11 protein-coding genes and 1 pseudogene are annotated in these 19,776 nt (G+C 72.9%); all 12 read right to left on the minus strand.

The window, feature by feature from the left end; all coding sequences use genetic code 11:
* Positions 1-699: 699 nt before the first annotated feature.
* Positions 700-2,421, minus strand: coding sequence for an FHA domain-containing protein (locus tag DEI97_RS09790; RefSeq protein WP_220039167.1), 1,722 nt, complete (start codon positions 2,419-2,421; stop codon positions 700-702).
* Between the two features lie 45 nt (positions 2,422-2,466).
* Positions 2,467-2,535, minus strand: a pseudogene (locus tag DEI97_RS17730) (zinc-ribbon domain-containing protein); the annotation flags it as partial.
* A 129-nt stretch (positions 2,536-2,664) separates the two neighbouring features.
* Complete coding sequence (locus DEI97_RS09795; protein WP_111073609.1) at positions 2,665-5,037, minus strand: transglutaminase TgpA family protein; 2,373 nt, start codon at positions 5,035-5,037, stop codon at positions 2,665-2,667.
* Positions 5,034-6,374 carry a DUF58 domain-containing protein gene (locus DEI97_RS09800; protein WP_258376622.1) on the minus strand — a complete coding sequence of 447 codons (1,341 nt, stop codon included), beginning with the start codon at positions 6,372-6,374 and terminating at the stop codon, positions 5,034-5,036. The genes DEI97_RS09795 and DEI97_RS09800 overlap by 4 nt, the downstream gene beginning before the upstream one ends.
* A gap of 65 nt (positions 6,375-6,439) precedes the next feature.
* On the minus strand, positions 6,440-7,411 hold the full coding sequence (locus tag DEI97_RS09805) for an AAA family ATPase (protein WP_111073611.1): 972 nt from the start codon (positions 7,409-7,411) through the stop codon (positions 6,440-6,442).
* Positions 7,412-7,496: 85 nt separating this feature from the next.
* The gene (locus DEI97_RS09810; RefSeq protein WP_284158266.1) at positions 7,497-13,382 is read right to left on the minus strand and encodes an Ig-like domain-containing protein; all 5,886 of its coding nucleotides are present in this window, start codon (positions 13,380-13,382) and stop codon (positions 7,497-7,499) included.
* A 44-nt stretch (positions 13,383-13,426) separates the two neighbouring features.
* Entirely contained in the window at positions 13,427-14,854 is a 1,428-nt protein-coding gene (locus DEI97_RS09815; RefSeq protein WP_111073613.1) for a serine/threonine-protein kinase, read from the minus strand.
* 97 nt (positions 14,855-14,951) lie between these two features.
* Positions 14,952-15,779, minus strand: coding sequence for a PP2C family protein-serine/threonine phosphatase (locus DEI97_RS09820; protein ID WP_253463280.1), 828 nt, complete (start codon positions 15,777-15,779; stop codon positions 14,952-14,954).
* Between the two features lie 773 nt (positions 15,780-16,552).
* Positions 16,553-17,149, minus strand: coding sequence for a hypothetical protein (locus DEI97_RS09825; protein ID WP_146248051.1), 597 nt, complete (start codon positions 17,147-17,149; stop codon positions 16,553-16,555).
* Between the two features lie 95 nt (positions 17,150-17,244).
* Entirely contained in the window at positions 17,245-18,015 is a 771-nt protein-coding gene (locus tag DEI97_RS09830) for a YaaA family protein (protein ID WP_349814971.1), read from the minus strand.
* Positions 18,012-18,275, minus strand: coding sequence for a F0F1 ATP synthase subunit epsilon (locus DEI97_RS09835; protein WP_110902146.1), 264 nt, complete (start codon positions 18,273-18,275; stop codon positions 18,012-18,014). The genes DEI97_RS09830 and DEI97_RS09835 overlap by 4 nt, the downstream gene beginning before the upstream one ends.
* A 1-nt stretch (position 18,276) precedes the next feature.
* Entirely contained in the window at positions 18,277-19,731 is a 1,455-nt protein-coding gene (gene atpD, locus DEI97_RS09840) for a F0F1 ATP synthase subunit beta (protein ID WP_111073617.1), read from the minus strand.
* Positions 19,732-19,776 lie beyond the last annotated feature (45 nt).

Genomic DNA, 19,776 nt, shown 5'->3' on the forward strand with positions numbered 1-19,776 from the left:
CGGGATCGAGCAGGACGGCGGCGCAGGTCCCGTCCGGCATCCCGCTGCGGACGATCCGCTGCCCGAGCAGAGCGGTGTCCGCCGCGACTCGGAGCGACGTCGCCGAGGCCTGCGGGTCGACCGTGCTCCGCTCAGCGGGCCTGGCGCGCAACTCGTCGAGCTGGTCCACCAGGCCGGTGAAGACCGCGCGCGCGAGCGCACCGGTGCCACAGACGACGACGCCGCCGGACGGGTCGGCCCGGACGAGGGCGCCGCCCGAGGTCCGGCCGATCAGTATCGCGCCGTCGGCTGCGGCCTCGGGGATCCGGTCGTGCTCGGCCGTCCCGTCGAGTTCGGGGTCGAGTTTGGGGTCGAGTCCGATGCCGTGTCCGTGTCCGTGTCCTCGTCCACGTCCGTGTCCGTCGTCGGTCGCCGGAGGGATGACGACCGCCGCCGGACTGCCGCCCGTTCGTGGCGCACGTACCACCACCGCGACGAGGAGACAGACCGCGGCAGCCACGCAGAGTCCCGGCACGCTGCCGACCGGCACGACCAGCATCCCGAAGGTGATGACGGCCGCCACCACGACGGCCGCGCGACGTGCTCCACGAGGTTCCATGCCCCCATCACATCGGGAAGCAGACCCTCACCGCCTGGTCGCCGTGCGGACTGTGGAGAACCAGGCGTTGGCGCGTCACGGTGCAGGAAGGCGCCCCGGTGTCACTGCAGCAGGAAGAACTGCTCCCCCACGTCGACGCGGGCTCCGCGCTCGACCCGGTAGCGCCGACCCGGCTCGCACCGGCGGATCGACCCGTCGATGTGGCGGATGACCGTGCCGTTGCCCGAGTAGCGGTCCGACACCCAGAGGTCGTCGCCGTCACGCCCGAGTTCCAGGTGCGTCTTCGACACCGACTTGCCGGGGTCGCGGATCGTCAGCAGCTCGTCGAAGTGCTCCTCCGGCTCCGGACGTGGCAGCCGCCCGAGCAGCGCGGAACCATGCACGCCGAGGCGTTCGCCCGTGCTGAAGTGCAGCAGGAACGGGGCGTGTTCGGGCTTGCGCGACACGATGCGTGTCGCCTCGACGTCCTCGTCGTCGTCTTCCTGGAGTGCGGCGTCCGACGGCGCTTCGTCGGCCGGAGCGACCTCGGGAGCCTCTCCGGCGTGCGGGACAGGCGGGAGTGGGGCCGCAGCCGGTGCCTCATCGACTGTCGACGTCGTGGGCGGTGCCGTCACGGGCTGGGGCGACACGGGCGGGAGCGGTGCGGCCCAGGTGAGGTGGGCCTCCTGGTCGGCATCGGTGCCGCCTCCGGCGTCCTCCTGCCGGTCGGAGTTCGTCTCGGGCTCGTCGGCGACGGGAGCGTCAGCGGTGAGCTCGTCCGCGGCGGAGCCGTTCGACTCCGGCTGGCCAGCGGGCTCGTCGTCAACGTGCTCGTCGTCCACTTGCTCGTCGGCCTCAGGCTCGTCGGAGGCCGCGTCGTCGACGACCGCGCCGTCGACAACGGGCCCGTCAGCGGCGCCGTCGCCGTCGCCGTCGGTCAGCTCGTGCGTGTCGGAGACGGCACTGCGGAGCGCGTCCTCGTCGGCCGCCCAGTCGGGCCGGGTGAGCGGCAGCGGCATCACCGGACCGGTGAAGGCCGCGGTGACCGCGGGACGGACGGAGCCACACTCCTCGCAGAAGATGTCGTCGGGTTCCAGGGTGTGCCCGCAGACGTGGCAGGTCGCACTCTGGCTGCCCGGAGCCACCAGCGGAGCGGGGCGGGGCGCGCGGCGTTCGACGACGGGCTGGAACGCCGCGGTGTCGCCGGGTCGGGGTGCGTCGTCGAACGCACCGGCCTCGGGCGCACCCGGGGTGCCGGCGTCGGCGTCGGCCGAGGACGTGTCGGTGACCGCGGCCGACGGGGCACGACCGATCCACCAGGACGGTCCGGCCGGCGGCGCTGCCGGGGTGGCCTGCGGTTCCCAGACCGGGAGGGCGGCGGATCCGGAGCCGTGCGTGTCGGCGGACTGCTGCCCGGCGGACTGCTGCCCGGCGGACTGCTGCGCTGCGGACTGCTGCGCTGCAGGCTGCTGCTCGGGTGGTGCCCAGCCGGCCGTGCGCTGGACCTCCGGGTCGTCCTGGGGAGCGACGTCCTCGGCGGGGAAGGCATCCGGGTCGAGCGTCGGTTCGGCAGGCACCTGCGCTGCCGACGTCGGTGCTGCGCCGGGGCGGCCGGTCCAGTCGCCGAGACCCGTGCCGGCACCGTGGACGTGGGTCGGCGCACTGCGCGGCGTGAGGTCCGCCGCGTCCGGCTCGGGAGCGGGTCGGTTGCGGTCGGCGCCGGTCAACCAGGCCCGGGTCGCTGGGTCGAGCGTGGATTCGGGGAGCCACGCGTCGTCGGCGGTCTCCGGTGCGCGACCGTGCGCGTCGGGCTGCTGCAGCGGCGGCGGTGTCGACCGGTCCACGGCTTCGACGGGTGCAGTGCGGCGAGCTGCCGAGGTCGTGACGGCTCGTCCGCACTCACCGCAGAAGATCGCTCCGTCCGGGAGCGCCGATCCGCAGTGTTCGCATCTGATCACAGGGTGCCTCTGTCCTCGTCCGGCCGTCCGCGAGGTGCTTCCGGCCTCGGGACATCGTAGTCACCGCCGATCAGAGCAGTCTCCGCGCGCCGACGGAGGCAGCCACAGCCGCAGCACCCACACCGGTCGTCACCGACGGAACGAACGGACCGACCGGACCGACCGGAACGACCGGAGCGAGGTCGCCGCGCGGAACCGGGCACGCCGGTCGCGGCCGGCGCGCAGTGCGGTGATCGCCGCGTCCACCGCCGCCCACGTCCGGTCGGCACCGGCACGGTCGACGTCGGCCGGACCGAAGACCGCGGCGTCGGCATCGGCCGCGATCGCAGCACCGGCATCGCCCGGCGCGGCCTGACCGACCTCTCGGCGGGTGGCGGACGGGTCGACGTCGTGACCACCGTCGAGCAGGGCGTCCCGGTACTCGTCCCACGCACCGACGACCTGGGCCCGCGCCTCCGGTGCTCGACGCCGCCGTCGACGTCGGAGCCGCTTGGCCGAGACGACGGTGACGATCGGCAGCAGCACGAGCGCCAGGAGTCCGAGGACCCCGAGCGCCCACGGCAACACCGCGAGCAGGATCTGCAACCACAGTGGCTGCGTCGGCGGGGTGTCCCGGTCGGCCTGCGGCGGCGTCTGCTGGTCCTGGTCGAGCTGCTGGGCCGGGGGCGGTGGCACGACGGTCTCGGGCCGCGTCACCGGTTGCGGCGTCTGGTCGGACTCGTCCGGGATCTCCCGAACGACCGGGTTGGGGTCGAGCATGACCCAGCCCCACTGCGCCGTGTCCACCTCGATGCGGGCCGTGACGTCGGAGCCGCGGAACGTGGTCCGCCCGCCCGTCGCTGCAGCTTCCTGATCCCCCGAGTCGCCACCGGGCGTGAACCCGAGGACGACGCGCGCGGGGAACCCGATCTCCCGTGCCATCAGGGCGGCGGCGACGGCGTACTGCTCCTGGTCCCCGACCATCGGCACGGCGGTGAGGAGCTGCGTGATCCGGTCGGCACCGTGACCGCTCCGGCTGGGACGGTCGTCGCCGACGCCGTGGCTGACGTACCCGGTGCGCCGCAGTGTCTGCAGCGCGGCGAGCAGCTGCGCTCCGTCACTCGTGTCCGCGTCGGTGTCGGCACGGACGGCGTCCTGCACCGCGGCCGGCACCGCGCGCGGTGCCGGGACGGCGGCGTCGCCCGGCCGGGCGTCGGTCAGTTCGTCCTGGGTCGGTTGGTCGGGGACCACGGCGGACAGCGTGTACCGCGTCCGGTCGGTCACCCCGTCGACGAGGGCTGCAGTGCCGGTGGAGCGGTTGTAGAAGAAGGCGGTCCGCTCACGGTCCGCCTCCGGGCCGCGGAACGCGACCGACGTCAGGTCACCGACCGTGGGCAACCAGACGCCCCGGTACCCCTGCACCGTCACGGCGACGTCGACAGGGGTCCCCCGCACGTCGCGGGTGTCGACCGCGGTCGGGACCCGCTCGAAGGAGCCGGACGCCGAGGCGCCGTCCGGACCTCCGACGCGGTAGACGACGCCGTCGTAGGTGTCCAGGGTCGCGATCCGGACGAAACCGCCGGCGGGCAACCCGGTGACGGTGAGTTGCGGCTCGTCGGCTCGGTCGGACTCCTCGTAGGCGCGGAACCCGCTCAACGGGCTGACCTGGTCGCGCGGGTCGAAGGGTTTCACGACGTCCGTGCGGGCGACGGTACGGGCTCCCGACGGCGGCGCGACGAGACCGATCCCGGTGGCGACGACGGCGGCCGCGGCGATCGTCGCCGTGCCGACCAGCGCCGGCCGGACCACCGCCCGGCCGATCGGGACGCGGGTTCCGGTGGTCGCTGCGACGGTCGTCGCGCGACGGAGGTGCCGGACGGTCAGCGCCCAGACGAGCGCGACCCCGGCGAGCAGGACACCGAGCCAGACGGACGTCTCGAGCCGCGTCGGTCCGAAGACGGTCCCGGTCACGAAGAGCGCGAGCGCCGGCAGGCTGGCGAGTTCCGGACGGGAGGTGCGGGTCGCGATGCTCACGCCGACGACCGTCACGAGGAGGACCGACACGAAGTACGGCACGAGGAGCGCCTCGTACGACCCGACCGGCAGGGTGATCGTCAGGAGGCGCCGCCACCCGAGGGCGACTCCGCTGAAGAGCTCGACCAGTCCGGGCAACGTCGGCAACGGGCCGTCCGCCGCGCCGGGCACGGCAGCGGGGACGCCGGTGGCCGCGAAGCCGACGACGGTCGCGATCGACACGACCGATGCCGGGAGGCGCATCCCGGCTCCCAGCAGCGCCACCACCGAACCGACGACCACGGCCGTGACCCCTGCGGTCACCATCGCGGTGTCACGGTGGATCGGCCACCACGCCGTGCTCGCGAGTGCCACGAGGAGCCAGACGGCCAGCGTGCCCGCGACCAGACGCAGCGGCGACACCCGACGTCGGCGGGCACCACGTGCGCCCGACCGGGGCGCGGAGGACGGTGCCGCGTTCGGTGCAGTTCGGCGCTCGTCGATGCTCATGCGCTGACTGACCGCTGCAGGGCGTGGCGGAGGTCCTCGAGGTACCCGACCGTCATGACCGTCAACGCGCCGACCCGGACGGACCGGGGCACGGCCTCCGGTTCGCAGACGACGGCGACGACCTCGACCCCGACGGGGAACCGCGAGGCGGCGAGGCGGAGGGCCGGCACCGCGACGGTCGAACCGACGACCAGGAACGCAACGGAGATGCCGGGGGTGTCCCGACCGGCGATGCGCGCGACCTCGGCGATCGGCAGACAGGCGTCGGCCAGCCCCACCCGGGCGAACGCATCGAGCAGGCGGGTCGGGGTGACGGTCGGCAGCGGACGCACGGCGCGGACGGCACGCTTGGCGAACTCCGGGGTGCGTTCCGAGACGACGACGGTGACCTCCCGGCCGTCCCGGACGGCACGGGCGCCGAGCGACGCGGCGACGCTGACCGCGAGCTCGAACTCGTCTTCGTCCGCGAACTCGGCGCGGGCGATGCCGAGTGCGACGACGAGGTGTGAGCGCCGGGTGTCCTCGAACTGCCGCACCATGAAGGCCCCGGTCTTGGCGGTCGACTTCCAGTGGATCGTCCGGGGGTCGTCACCCGGCATGTACTCGCGGATCGCGTGGAAGGCGATGTCGGCCGGCGAGAGGTCGGTCGTCGCCTGCCCCTCGAGGTCGCGGACCAGCCCGGTGCTCGTCGACGGGATCGCGATCGTCCGCGGGTGCACGATCACCTGCTCGCGAGCGGTCCAGACGACCTCGCGGCGCACCAGGCCGACGGGGTCGGCACGGACGCCGGTCACCGGTCCGACATCGAGCACGCCACGGCGGACGGTCGGGACCGCGACGTGCTGCTCGAAGGTGCCGCGGGGCGCCACCGTGGGGATCGTCACGTCGACGAGCCCGGTGCCGACCGGCACCTCCACCGTCGTCGGGACGGTCGGGAGGCGCGTGGGGTTCTCCGCGGTGATGGTCACGCCGGCCTCGTCCCCCACCACCACCCGGTGCTGCGGCGGGGTCATCCGGATGAGCAGGCGGGACCGGCCGAGGAGGGCGATCGCCGCCACCACGACGAGGACTGCTCCCGCCCACCCGACGACGACGACCTCCCGGAGCCCGGCGCGGTACCCGGCGACGAACGCGACGACCGTGAGGACGGCCACGATCCACCCGAGCGGTGTCACGACGGACGCGACCTCGCCCCCGGCACGGCGGACGAGCCTCCCGAGCGAGCGCCAGGCGCGGACCACGCCGACCACCGCGTCGGCGGCGACGTCCTCACGCTCACCGACGAGGCGGGTCCGGACGTTGGTGAGGCCGGCGACCGTCCCGGTGCGCTCCTGCACGCCCGCGCGACGCGACCGCGTCGCGAGGGGACGACGAGACCGTGTGTCGGCGGGACGGCGATCCGTCACCGTGGGACCCGGTCGGCCGGCGGTGGCGTCTCGACGAGCAGCTGCGCGACCACGCTCGAGGCGCTGACGCCGTCGAACTCGGCCTCCGGGTCGAGCACCATGCGGTGGGCGAGGACCGGCTCGGCGAGGGCCTTCACGTCGTCGGGTGTGACGTAGTGCCGTCCGGTGACGGCGGCGAGGACGCGGCTGGCGCGCATCAGGCCCATCGCACCGCGGACGCTGACACCGAGTCGGACCTCGTCGGCGGCGCGGGTGCCGTCCACGAGTCGCGCGACGTAGTCGGCGATGACGGGGTCGACGTGCACGGTGCGGGCGAGCGCGGCCATCTCGGTGACGGTCGCGGCGGGGACGACGCTCGCGACCGGCACCGCGGCGGACGGTGCCGCGGACGTCTCGAGGATCCGGACCGTCGCCGCGTGGTCCGGGTAGCCGATGGACGTCTTCATGAGGAAGCGGTCGAGCTGTGCCTCGGGCAGGCGGTAGGTCCCGGCCTGTTCGATCGGGTTCTGCGTCGCGACGACCATGAACGGCTGCGCCAGTCGGTGGGTGACACCGTCGACGGTGACGGCGGACTCCTCCATCGCCTCGAGCAGGGCGGACTGGGTCTTCGGACTGGCGCGGTTGATCTCGTCGGCCAGCACGATGTTCGCGAACACCGGACCGCGGTGGAACTCGAACTCCTGCGCCCGCTGGTCGTAGACGCTGATCCCGCTGATGTCGCCGGGCAGCAGGTCGGGGGTGAACTGGATCCGGTTCGTCGACCCCTGGACGCTCTGGGCGAGGGCGCGCGCCAGGCTGGTCTTGCCGGTGCCGGGGACGTCTTCGAGCAGCAGGTGTCCCTCGCTGAGCATCGCGGTGACGGCGAGCCGGATCACGAACGTCTTGCCGAGGAGCACCTGCTCGACGTTCGACACGATGCGGCCGGCGACGTCGGCGAACCGGGTGGCCTGCTCCGGGGTCATGCTCATGCGGGTGTCGTTCCTTCTGTAGTGGGGACGGCGTGGTCGGTGCTCGGGGTGCTCGGGGAGCTCGTCGTGCTCGCGCTGCACGGTGTCACGGTGTCGGCTGGCTCGGGTCGCCGGAGCCGGGCGCCGGTGCCGGGTCCGCCGGTGCCGGATCCGCGGGGGCGGGGTCCGGCGGTGGGTCCGCTGCCGCGACCGCCGACGTCGCCGGTGACTTCTCGTTCGTCGCCGAGGACCGCGGGTCGGCGTCCAACTGGGCGGTGACGAGGACCCGGACGAACCGAGCGCCGGTCGGTGCGGTGGGGTCGGTGCCGCCCGACTGCCAAGTGTCGGACGCCTGCGCGGCGATCGGGAAGATCCCGGCGGCGTCGCTGTACCACCGTGCCGTGTACGTGACGCTGACCCCGGCGCCGACGGCGGGGCCGGTGAGGGCGATCCGCGTGCCCTCCTGCGCGCCGGTCACCGTGCTCGCGGTGTCGAACGCGGCGACGGTCCCCGACCAGGAAGCGTCCTTGCCGGTGCAGAACGCGTCGCCGGGTGCGCCGCACGCCTGCAGGGTGACGGTGGCTGCGGCGTTGCGCGCGCCGGCACCCGGCACGCCGGTCCACGCCTGACCCGGCTGCAGGGTGACGACCGACGCACCGGTCTGCAGGCGGTAGTGGTCGACGTCCGAACCCGGAGCGGTGACCCGGACGTCGGCCTGGTTCACCGTCGCCCCGGGGACGACCGCGACGGTCGGCGAAGCGGTACCACCGGGCGTCTCGTAGGCGACCGCGCTGGCGGAGGCGACGTTGCAGAACAGGCCGTTGTCGGACACGACCGCGTAGCGGACACCACCGCCGCCGACGCCCGAGTCGGTCGTGCCGGACTGCGCGCCGAGCGACGTCTGGTCCGCCAGCGCGGCGCAGCTCGGGCTCGTGCCGGAGGCGATCCGGTAGACCCGGTAGGTCGGTCCCGCTCCCCCGGCGCCGTCGGCAGGCGACCAGGTGATCGTCACGGTCGACTTGCCCTGGTCGTCCGGCTGGTCGCCGGTGACGGCCCGGACGTCCTGCGGCGGTCCAGGGGTCCCGACGGCGGTGCCGGACGCGGTCGAACTGTTCCACTGCACCGCCGTGCCGTCCCGGGCCGCGTCGTTGCGCGGCGAGACCGTCACGACGTAGACCGCACCACTCGTCGCACCGCTGAAGGACGTGGTCGTCGCGGTGCCGGTCCGCTTCGTGTCGGTGAGACCCGGGCCGGCGATCGTCACCACGTGGTCGTCGACGGCGCTGCCCGTGGCCGGGCGCGGGACCGCGTCCCACGAGACGTCGAGCTGGCCGGGGTTCGTCCGGTCGGGCACGACGGACAGCCCGGTCGGTGCCGCCGGGACGAAGTCGGCGCTCATGGTGGCGGACTGCGGCGAGGGCTGCGAGCTCCCGATGGCGTTCTCGGCCAGGACGCTGAACCGGTAGGACCGGGTCGGGTCCAGTCCGGTGAGGGTGCAGACGGTCGCGGTGCCGCAGTCCTTCGCGACGCCGCCGGTCCCGGTCACTCGGTAGCCGGTGATCGGCGAGTTGTTCGCCCGCGGGGTGGACCAACTCAGCGTGATCTGCCCGCCGGTCTCGGCGCCGGTCCGGGTCGGCGTGCCGGGGGCGTCGGGGACGTCCTGCACGGAGACCGTCACGTCGCCCCACACCGATCGGTCGGCGTCGCCCGTCGCGTCCGCGACCCGGTACTGCAGGTGCGTGTCCACCGGTTGCGCGTCCGCCGCGACACCCACCCGGAGGCGCGACCGGTCGGCGCTCGGGGTGACGGTCACACCGGCGGGGATGCCACCCGCGAGACCCCGGATGTCGATGACCCGCAACGGCTGGCCCGGGAAGGGGTTCGTCTGTCCGTCGTTGGCGAGGACGTCGATCGTGGTCGAGGTCCCCCGGCGCACGACGGCGCTGTCCGGTCCGGGCTGGACCAGCGGCCGGGTGGACGCGACGACCTCGACGGTGATCCGTCCGGCCCGGCCCTGGTTCGTGGAGTCGGCGACGCCGACCCCGATGGTGGACCGGGCACCGGGTGCGGTCGAGTCGTCGACGGCGACGGTCAGTCGCTGCCCGGCGATCGTCGCGGTCGTGCCGCCGTCCGGCCGGTCGAGCACGGACCACCGGAGCTCGGGCAGGTCCGCCGGGTACGGGTAGTCGGTCAGCTTGGTGAGGTCGAGCACGCGTCGGTCGCCCGGCTGCATCTCGATGGTCGTGCCGGTCAGCGACGGTGGCTGGTTGGAGCGGGGCGTCACGGTGATCGGCAGCACGAGGGTCGCGACGCGTCCGGCACCGCCGTTCGCCGCGGAGCCGTCCGTCACCTCGAACGAGATCGACGCCTTGCCGAAGTAGAGCTTCGACGACGTGAACTGCAGCGTCGAGTCGTCGAGCACGAGCGAGCCCCCGTCGGCGTGCGTCGCCTTGACAGCCCCTCGGTCCGTGACGGTCGCGGTCTTCCCGCTCGCGGTCACGACGTAGCGCGAGAGCGGGATGCGCACCGTCGACTCGCTCCGGACCGAGATCGCGGGCGCGGTCCGGTCGAGTTGCGGCAGGGCGTCGTCGGATCCGGGGAGGTGGACGAAGCCGTAGGACACCACGTCCGGGTGGTCACGTCGGGTCACCGAGAACGGGATCACCTGCGAGGCGTCGGAGACCCGGATGCTGAGGCGGTCGTCGCTCGTGACGGACGCGGCGTCCCCGTAGCCGCCGACCACGCCGACACGGAGGTCCGCGTCGGTGCCCTCGGCGAAGAAGACGTTGCGGAGGACGTCCACCGTCACGCTCTGCCGTCCGACGACGTCCTGCAGGTCGAGGACGGTGTCGTCGACCTCGGGACGCAGCGGGAGGGCGTCGCGGTCGACGGTCACGGTGACGAAGGCCGTGCTCGTCGCCCCCTGTTCGTCAGCCACGGTGTAGGCGACCGCGAAGTCACCACGCCGGGCGGACGCCGGCGGGGTGACCTGCACGGTCTGGCCGCCGACGATCCGCGCGCGGACGTCGGACGCGCCGGGTTCGACCGCGGTGACGGTGAGGCGGCCGCCCTCCGGGTCGGAGTCGTTCTGCAGCACCCGGACGGAGACCGAGCCACCGGGGCGGATCGTGACGCGGTCGGGTTCGGCGACGGGCCGACCGGCCTGGTCGGCCCGCGGAGCGATCCCGACCCGGACGGTCCCGGTGGCGCGGGCACCGAGAGCGTCGACCACGGTGTACGTGAACTCGTCGGTCCCGGCGGAGTAGTCGCCGGCCTCGTAGGTCAGCGAGTCGGACGTGACGTCGGCCACCGAGCCCTTCTCCGGGTTCGATGCGACGCCGACCAGCTGCACGGAGTCACCGTCGGGGTCGATCCCGGTGAGCGGCACCGACACACGGACGGACTGCCCGGCGACGACGCGTGCGGTCACGGTCTGCGGCACGGGGGCGCCGTTCGTCGCGCGGTCGCGGTCGCGGACCGACACCGAGACGGTCGCGTCCGCGGTCTGGCCGTCCGGACCGGCGACGCGGTAGGCGGCTGTGTACGTGCCCGGGGTGTTCGGTGCGAGGTAGCGGAGGTGGTCGCCGGAGACGAACAGCAGGCCGCCACCGCGCGGGACGTCCTGCACCAGGTCGGGCCGGAGCGAGATCGCACCGCCCTCCGGCTGCGTGTCGTTCGCCAGGACGTCGATGTCGGTGACGGCGCCGACCCGGACGGTCGCGGTGTCGGGTTGGGCGACCGGCGGCTGGATGCGGTCCGGCTCGGGGATCTCGACGACCGTGATCGTGCCGGTGGCCGTCGCCAACCCGTTCGAGACCGTGTACCCGAAGGACACCGGGCCCGCGAGCGGAGCGGTGAGGCTGACCCGGACGATGTGCTGGTCGACCACGTCCGCCTGCACCCCGGAGCCGCTCGGCGGCCCGTCGAGCCCGGTGACGAGGAGGACCCCGCCGGCCGGGTCGAAGTCGGTCGCCGTGACGTCGGTGTCCTTCGTCGAGAGCGTGGTGACGAAGACGGTCTTCGGGGTCGTGACCGGCGCGGCCGAGGCGTCCGGCGGTGCGAGCACGGTGATCCGGACCACGCCGCTGGCGGTCTTCGTGCCGTCCGAGACCGTGTACTCGAGCTGCCAGTCGCCCGGCGTCCGTGCCTCGACCTCCACCGTCCCGCTGTCGTAGCTCGGCGTCACCGTCAGGCCGCGCGCCGAGGACACGCTCGTCAGCGTGACGGCACCGTTGCCACCGCGGACGTGGTCGAGGGGGTCGACCGTGAACGGCTTGTCGGCGTACCCGCTGACCGGGAACCCCTCGGCCCGGAGCGGCACGTCACCCTGCGCCGCCACCGCCACGGTGACGGATCCGCCGCCGGCGTCGCGGCCGTCGCTGACCGTGACCTGCTGGACCCGGTCACCGGTGCGGCCGCTGTCGTTGCGGTAGTCGAGCAGGCCGTCCGGGGTCGTCGAGGTGTGGTCGCCCTCGGACGGGCTGGCGGACTCGAGGTAGACCGGGTCGCCGTCCGGGTCGATCCAGTCGCCGAGGACGTTCGTCGAGACGTGTCCGCCCCGGACGACGTCGGCCCGGGTGTCGCGGACCTGCCGGGGCGGGGCGTTCTCCGACTCCGGCCGGACGGTCACCCGGACGGTCGCCGTGTCCGACCCGCCGTTGCCGTCGGTGATCGTGTACGGGAACGTCACGACGCCCGTCGCCGCCGCGGGCAGCGAGATCTGCAGCTGCTGGCCGTCCGTCACGATCGCGACGCGCGCGACCCGTTCGTCGACGTCGCCCACCTCGCTGACGACCAGCGGGTCGCCGTTCGGGTCGTGGTCGTTGAGCAGGACCGGGAGGGTCGTGGTGCGCCCCGGACGAGCGCCCAGGTCGTCGTCGACCGCGACCGGCGGCGCCTGTTCCTTCTCGACCTCAGGGTCGTCGTCGGACGCACGCTCCTGCTGCTGGTCGTCCTGCTGGTCGACGAGCTGCGCCCAGTTGTCGATGAGCTGGCCGCTCCGTCCGACGGCCCAGGTGCGTCCGCTCTCCGGGTCGTTCGCCACCACGGTGCGACCGTTGTGGACGACCTGGAGGGCGGCGCCTCCAGGCACCCGGTCCAGGTCCTGCACCGCACGGCCGTCGCACGTGTCGACCGCCTGCCCGCCGCTCCAGGCACCGAACGTGCAGCCGTCGTCGGTCCACGGTCGGGCCGCGCGGCCGGACACGGCGAGGGCGGACTGCTGCACGGCCCCCGACGCCGAGACCCGGACCAGGCCGGTCGTCCCCGCCACCGTGACGTCGTCGCCGGCGTCGGCGGACTGCTGCAGGGCGGGAGCGGAGCCCACGCGGTCCCCGAGGTCGACGGTGCGGCCGTCGACCGAGAGCACGCCGTCGGTGCGGTCGAGGACGGCGAGGTGGTCGCCGACGGTCGCGACCTGGAAGTCGTGAGTGCGGTCCATCCGGACGGTCGCACGGCGTTCGACGGTCGGCGTCGTCCCGAGGGCGACGAGCGAGGCGGTACCGGTCCGGGGCGAGTAGACCGCGACGTGCTCCGTCGAGGCGTCGAAGACGGCGTCGGCGCCGAGGGTGAGCTGCGGGTCGGTCGACGCGTCGAACTCGTCGAGGGAACGGGCCGGGGTGGTCCAGAGCCCGCCGGTGTCCGTGTTGCCGACGACCGCGGTGTCGCCGGCGAACAGGACGGTCGGCGAGCCGGTGGGGAGGGTCACCGCGTCGCCGAGGGTGGCGTCGGCGACGTCGACCCGGGCGACGGTGCCCTTCGTCTGGTCCACGGCATACACCATCGACCCGTGCTGCAGCACGGACGTGGCGTCCGAGGAGGTCTCCACCGCGGTGTTCAGTTCGAGCACCTGGGGGTTGGCGCGGCCGACGGCACCGTACTGCGCCGAGGGCACCCACACCGTGCCGTCACCGAGGTCCACCCGTTGGGCGTGGTACCCGTTCGAGACGAGGGCAGTGCCGGCGACGACGGCCCCGACCACGACGGCCACCACGGTCGTCACGGTCGCGGAACGCCGGGCGGCGAGCAGCCGCCGGATCACCGGGCTCCGCCGATCGTGCCGCACCGCTCGGCGCTGTCCGCGCCCGTGCGGCCGTCCCGGTTCACCGCGACACGGATGCATTGTTCGACGCCGGCACGTCCGGTCGCGACGAACGTCGTCCCCGTCTGCTGGCTCGTCGTTCCGTCCGCCGTCACGACGAAGGTGTCCCCCTGTCGGAGGCCCGGATCGGTCCACCGGAACGTGACGGTGGACGCACCGGCGGTGGCGCTGAGGTCCGACACCACCGGGACGGCGTCGTCACCGCCGCGGGTCAGCACGGCGACGGTCGTCACGGCCAGCGCGAGCACGACGACCGTGGACAGGGCGGTCGCCCACACCAGCGCAGCGCGGGACCCGCGGCGTCCCCGCGCCGTCGAGGCCGACCGGTGCACGGTGCCGACACTCTGCGATGCGCTCGCCACCGAACCGCCCCGCAGGTCGGAGCGGTTCCGACGACGTCGACCAGATCGGGCGACGCTGCCCGCCGCGGCGGCACCGACGGCCGCGATGACGGTCTGCTCGTCGGGACGCGAGGGGGTGGTGACCGCCCAGGCCTCCACCGCGACCTCGGCCGGGGTCTGCGGGAGGCCCAGCTCGGCCTCGACCTGCTGGAACCCGCGCACGAGTTCCATCACCGTGGACGGGCGGTCGCGCGGCCGACGGGACAGTGCTGCCGCGAGGACCCGTTCGAGCGTGGGCGGGACGTCCGGGCGTCCGGTCGGGCGCGGGCCGCCCTTGTCGATCCGTGCCATCAGCTCCGCGGCGCCGTTCTTCCCGCCCGGGACCTCGAAGGGGCTGCGGCCGGCGAGCAGCGAGTAGACGGTCGCAGCGAGCGAGTAGACCTCGGACTGGATCGTGCCGCGCGACTCGTCGGCGAGGACCTCCGGCGCCGACCAGGGGATGGACATGCCGACGGGTTCGTCCGGGTCGGCTTCACCGAGCGTCGCTGCGATCCCGAAGTCCGACAGGACGGGGTTGCCGTACGCCGTCAGCAGGATGTTCGACGGCTTCACGTCACGGTGCAGGACGCCTTCGCGGTGCGCCGTCTCGAGCGCCGATCCGATCCGCACGCCGACGGAGAGGACCTGGGACACCGGGACGGGTTCTCGGCGGTACCGCTCGCTGATCGACGCCGAGCACAGTTCCATCACGAGGTAGGGACGTCCGTCGGCGGCGACACTCGCCTGGAAGACGGTGAGGATCGAGGGGTGCGTGCTGAGGCGTGCCATCAGGTTCGCCTCACCCTGGAACATCTGACGCACGCGGTCGTCGACGACCTCGTCGAGGAGGACCTTCACCGCCACCTTCCGGCGGGGCATGTCCTGCTCGTAGAGGAACACGTCGGCGAAGCCACCGGAGCCGAGGACGTGCACCGGGGTGAAGCCCGGGATCACGGGAGGTGTCGACGGCAGTCTGCGGGCCATGACGCTCCTTCCCGGCTCGATGAGATGGTGCGGACACCACGGTGAAATTCTACCGGACCTGATGCCCCAGCCCGGTTCGCAGCACCTGCCGCCAGGGTCAGCGACGCGGGAGCGTGTCCTCGATGTCGTCCGACACTGCCGGGGCCGCGTCGACCTGCAGCACGACGACCGTGACGTTGTCGCGACCGCCGGCGATCACGGCGTCGCCGACCAGGCGTTCCGCGAGCTCCTGCGGGTCGTCGACCTTCGCCGCGATGCGGGAGATGCCGACGTCGCCGATCTCCTTCGTCAGCCCGTCGGAGCAGACGACGTAACGGTCACCGGTGCGGAGGGGGATGGTCCACCAGTCCGGCTCCGGCGGCTCACCGAACCCCACGGCGCGGGTGATGACGTTGCTGTCGGGGTGGGACTCGGCGTCCTCGGCCCGCAGGACGCCGGCGTCCACCATCTCCTGGACGACGGAGTGGTCGATCGTCAGACGCTTCAACGGGGCACCCGCGTCGCTGCGGTAGGTGCGCGAGTCACCGACGTTGAACACGAGCGCCGAGGGCTGCCCCTGCGACGCGACGAGCGCGACGCCGGTGACCGTCGTGCCGGCGCCGATCGCGTTGCCGCCCGCCGCCTTCTCGATGTCGGCGGTCGCGAGCAGCAGCGCGCGCTGGATGGTCTGACGCGAGGCGAACGGCTCCGTCGTGGAGTCGCCGAGCCGACGGACGACGGCGTCCGACGCCCGGTCCCCCGCCAGGTGCCCGCCCATGCCGTCCGCCACCACGAAGTACGGGGCATCGACGATGTAGCTGTCCTCGTTGTGGTCCCGGCGACGACCGACGTCGGTCGCGGCCCCCCAGGACAGGGTCAGCGTCGCACCGTTGCCGTCAGGCAGGTCGATGGCGTGGGAGGAGGCAGCACGGCCGAGTTCGGTCACGGTTCAGGGTCGCTCTCTGGGGGTTCGGGACGGACCGGGTGTGGGAGGTGGGACAGGCAGCGGTCCGGACGACTCGCGGCCGCCGGGAGGGACGGACCGCAGGTACGGCGACAGCACCTCGATGGTGGCGCCGTCCCCGATGTCGACAACCGTACCGGTCAGCACGACCATCGAGGCACCCGCGGGCATCCGGTGCGGCGGGGCACCCGGAGCACGGACGACCGTGCCGTTCGTGGCGCGGAGGTCGTCGACGACCGCAGTCGAACCGGCAGCGTGGAACAGGACGTGGGACGACGAGACCACTCCCCCTGGCGAGGGCACGGTCACGAGCTGCGGGGCGGCGCCCTGGACGACACGCGGGGGTCCGGGCCGGCGGCCGACGACCACCGGACGGTCGAGGCGGTACAACCGTCCGTTGACGCGTACCGACGGCACCGGCACGGGGATGTCGATCCCGAGATCGGGGCTGGCGATGGGGCTGAGGTCGGGACCAGTGCCCGCACCTGGACCGAGCCGGGGCGCGGCCGGCAGAGCAGGAGCCGGGACCGCCGCCGAGGGGGATGGCGCAGAAGGGGATGGCGAAGCGGGTGACGACGCAGGGCTCCGATGGCGCCCGGGGCGCACGACCGTGTCGTCGAGGGGATCCGCGTCGGCGTCGCCCGGGTGTCGGAGCGATGCGCGCAGCACGGTGTCGTCGAGCTGGTCCTCGTCGTCCTGCACGTGCGGCTCCTTCCGTCGGCACCACAACCGTAGACGATGCGGTGTACCCGGTCTCATCCACGCCACACCGCTCGGACACCGAGGGTGCAGCTCCGCAGCACCAGGCGAGCGAGCGGATCCTGGCTCCGCAGGTCGAGCGCGTAGCGCGCACGCGTCGCCGCGCGTGCCTCTGCATGGACCGCCCACGCGCACCAGGCCCCGAGCCCGAGCGCGCCGGCGACGCCGACCACCGACTGACCGGAATCCCGGTCCTGCGTCCAGAGGCGCCAGGCGTGCACGCACCGGTCCCCCGCTCGGCGCACGCGCTCGCGGTCCGGTTCCGGTCCGGAGCCGACGAGGGCCGGCGGCGTGGGTTCGGTGAAGGGATCGTGCCCGGTGATGCCGATCGGCTCGTCCGCCTGGGGATCGGCGAGGAAGGCGAGCAACGCCAGTCGGGTCGACAGCGCCGCGCAGGCCGTCGTCAGCGCGATGCCGGCGGCGGCGGTCAGCGGTCCCGGCGCCACGAGCGCCCGGGCGCCACTCGGCAGGGTGACCGCCGCAGCGATCTCGTGGCTGTACCGGAGGGATGTTCCGCCGGTGGTCGTGCCGCTCGTCGTGCCGTACATCCGGGGCGCAGGGGTCGCTGTGGTCGTCGTGTCCGTGGTTCGCATGCCGACGATCCTGACGCGAGGCGAGCCTCCAGGACGGCCGCGACGACGACCCGTGGACGAACGCACATCGCGACCGCCCTGTGGAGGAAGAGCCGTCAGACCATGACGGGCTCGAGACTCTCGGCGACGAGGTCCCAGCCGCCGTCCACCCGCTCGACGACCACCCCGTGGACCGCAGCCCACTCACTGAGCTCGACCATCGTCGAGACCGCAGCGCCGGTCCGGCCGAGCAGCGACACCAGCCGCCCCTTGGCGGTCTTGTTCCAGTGGTTGAGTGCCTTCCGACGACCGTCGCCGGCGACGCTCACCACCCGCAGGGGAATGGCGCCCGGCACCGGGCCGAGCGCGCGGTACCCCTCGGAGCGGAGGTCGAGCACCAACCCCGGCGGACGGGTCGACAACGCCTTCGCGGCCGGAGTCGGCCAGAGCGACGCGAGTCGCAGCCCGGGCAGTCGCGAGTCGTGCGACAGCCGGTAGGCGGGGACCAGGTCGCCCGCGCCGACCGGACCGAACATCGCGGACTGCACCACGACGTGGTCGTCCCACCAGGAACGGGTCGCAGGGTCTGCGGACAGCGCGTCCAACGGGTCGTAGAGCACGCCGGTGTACCGCTCGATCGCCGGCATGGTCGGACTGGTCTCGAGGACCAGGTTGCGGAGTCGTTCGGCGATCGACTTCGGTCCCAGCTTCAACGCCGTCCGGGCAGAGGACTCCTCGGAACTGACGGAGCGGGCCGCGGTGATCACCGCGGCCCGCTCTGTGTCCAGTTCCGGGAACGAGAGTGCACCCAGGTCGAGGGTGCGCTCCGTGTCCCCACCCTCCCGCTTCGTCTCGGACGGCGGGAGGAGGACGGTCAGTCCGGTCAGGACGCCAGCGCGGCCTGCCGCGCCACGATCGTGACCGTGTCGTGCTCGACGGAGAGGAAGCCGTCCTCAGCGTCGACCGCGACGGTGGAGCCGTCGGCCCGCGTGATGCGGACCTGACCCTGCGCGAGGATCGCGAGCATCGGCTCGTGCCCCGCGAGGATGCCGATCTGGCCCTCCGTCGTGCGTGCGACGACCATGGTGGTGTCGCCCGACCAGACCTCGCGGTCAGCCGAGACGACGCTCACGGTGAGACCCGCCATGTCAGCGGTTCTCCTTCTGGATCTGAGCCCACTTCTCTTCCACGTCGTTGATGCCACCGACGTTGAAGAACGCCTGGGTCGCGACGTGGTCGAACTCGCCGTCGGCGATGGCGCGGAAGGACTCGATGGTGTCCTTGAGGGGCACCGTGGAGCCCTCGACACCGGTGAACTTCTTCGCCATGTAGGTGTTCTGGGACAGGAACTGCTGGATGCGACGAGCGCGCTCCACCGTGATCTTGTCCTCTTCGGAGAGCTCGTCGACACCGAGGATGGCGATGATCTCCTGCAGTTCCTTGTTCTTCTGGAGGATCTGCTTGACGCGCGTGGCCGTCTCGTAGTGGTCGGCGCCCAGGTACCGGGGGTCCATGATCCGCGACGTGGAGGTCAGCGGGTCGATGGCCGGGTACAGACCCTGGGACGCAATCTCGCGGGAGAGCTCGGTCGTGGCGTCGAGGTGGGCGAACGTGGTCGCCGGAGCCGGGTCGGTGTAGTCGTCGGCCGGCACGTAGATCGCCTGCAGCGAGGTGATGGAGTGACCACGCGTCGAGGTGATGCGCTCCTGGAGCACACCCATCTCGTCGGCGAGGTTCGGCTGGTACCCCACTGCGGACGGCATACGACCGAGCAGCGTGGAGACCTCGGAACCGGCCTGCGTGAAGCGGAAGATGTTGTCGATGAAGAGCAGGACGTCCTGCTTCTGCACGTCACGGAAGTACTCCGCCATCGTCAGCGCCGACAGGGCCACGCGGAGGCGCGTCCCCGGCGGCTCGTCCATCTGGCCGAACACGAGGGCCGTCTTGTCGAAGACCCCCGCCTCTTCCATCTCACCGATGAGGTCGTTGCCCTCACGGGTGCGCTCACCGACACCGGCGAACACCGACACACCGCCGTGGTCCTGCGCGACGCGCTGGATCATCTCCTGGATGAGGACGGTCTTGCCGACGCCCGCACCACCGAAGAGGCCGATCTTGCCACCCTGCACGTACGGGGTGAGGAGGTCGATCGACTTGATGCCGGTCTCGAACATCGAGGTCTTGGACTCGAGCTGGTCGAAGGCCGGGGCCTTGCGGTGGATCGGCCAGCGCTCGGTGATCTCGATCTTCTCGTCGGAGTTGAGCACGTTGCCGAGGACGTCGAAGACCTTGCCCTTGGTGACGTCGCCGACGGGGACCGAGATCGGGGCGCCCGAGTCACGGACTTCCTGACCACGGACGAGGCCGTCGGTCGGCTTCAGGGAGATGGCACGGACGAGGTCGTCGCCGAGGTGCTGGGCGACCTCGAGGCCGATCTCCTGCGACGAGTCACCGATGGTGATCGTCGTGAACAGGAGGTTGTACATCTCCGGGATCGCGTCATGCGGGAACTCGATGTCGACGACGGGACCCGTGACACGGGCGATCCGGCCGACACCGGGCGCCGACGACGTCTCGACCGCGGTGGTTGCGGTGTCGGTCATGGCTGGTGCCTTCCTGGGGTGGGTGTCTGTCCGCGCACGCGGCGG

The organism is Curtobacterium sp. MCLR17_032 (assembly GCF_003234795.2).
In the GTDB taxonomy this organism is placed as follows: Bacteria; Actinomycetota; Actinomycetes; order Actinomycetales; family Microbacteriaceae; genus Curtobacterium.